A 768-nucleotide genomic window follows, 5' to 3' on the forward strand; every position below is an offset into this window, starting at 1 on the left:
GGCCAAGATGAGGCGCGAAGCATGGTCTGTAACCGTTAGTGGGTAGCACCACTGACCGTTGAGCATCTTGAACTGACCCTTGTAGTCGATGCACCAGGTCTTGTTCGGCTCGTTGGCCTCCCTCATCTTTGTGGGGCTTTTACCGTATCGCCGTTTTGGCCCACGCTTATGAACCATGCCCATTCGGTCCAGCCACTGCCCCGCAGTGCTCGGAGACGGCCAATCAATCGATGGGTCTTCAAGGCGCAGTAGTTCCATGAGCTTCTTGGGGCCCCATTTATCGTGCGCCTCTTTCATCGCAACAATGCGGGCCAACAGCTCGTCACTGGTCTTGTTAGGGCTGTTGTCGGGGCGCCGTGAAGCATCGGACAGCGCTTCAGCACCGCCCGCAGAATATCGCGATATCCATTTGTCGACCGTGGGGCGGCTGACGTTGTAACGGCGAGCAAGCTGACTCTTGGTGTAATCACCGGAAAGCCACTCGCCAATCAATCTGACTCGTTGATCCATGGGGGACTCTTGGTTCCAGGGCATGATCAGGTACCTCCTGATCATGCTTTAGCCTGTAAACCATGTCCCCGGTTTGAAATGTAAACGATGTCTCCGGTTTGTACCCGGGACAAGCCCGCTCCCACAGGTACCCCCGCAGGCTTGAGGCTGATGCAGTACCTGGGGAAACAACTGGCTTGCTCAATTTCTAGAATCCAGCGCGATCCCTGTGGGAGCGGGTTTACCCGCGAACACCGGCGGAGCCGGTGCCATGCACCG

1 protein-coding gene is annotated in these 768 nt (G+C 57.0%); it reads right to left on the minus strand.

What is annotated here, in order from left to right; translation table 11 throughout:
* Positions 1 to 510: helix-turn-helix domain-containing protein (locus OO258_RS27270; protein WP_266034992.1), on the minus strand; the 510-nt coding region annotated here is incomplete at its 3' end.
* Positions 511 to 768: the final 258 nt, after the last annotated feature.

Source organism: Pseudomonas sp. DCB_BI, from assembly GCF_026240995.1.
Taxonomy (GTDB): domain Bacteria; phylum Pseudomonadota; class Gammaproteobacteria; order Pseudomonadales; family Pseudomonadaceae; genus Aquipseudomonas.